We start from the raw sequence: 359 nt of genomic DNA on the forward strand, positions 1-359 counted from the left end.
GATAACGGGGATGCCCGTTCCCTTTAGCACTCGCGCGTCGTCTTCGCCGAATCCCGGGGCGGTATGCACTATGCCCGTGCCGTCTTCGGTTGTAACAAAATCTCCGAGGAAAGTACGGAAGGCGTTAGGCGCATCTTTGAAGTATGGAAAGAGCGGTTCGTATTGAAGTCCCGCTAGCTCACTGCCTTTTTTTCGCCATAAGATTTTATATTCGGTTTCGTTTTTGTAGTATGCGGATAATCTTGCTTCCGCAAGTATGTAGTGTTCGGTTTTGTCTTCTATTAATACATAATCGATCTCCGCTCCGAGTGTTAGGGCGAGGTTTGAAGGCAACGTCCAGGGAGTTGTTGTCCATGCGA

General features: G+C 49.0%; 1 pseudogene. It reads right to left on the minus strand.

The features are described 5' to 3' along the window. A pseudogene (locus ACYVTD_RS18130) lies at positions 1–359 on the minus strand (isoleucine--tRNA ligase); the annotation flags it as partial.

It is taken from the genome of Treponema sp. R6D11 (assembly GCF_054786075.1).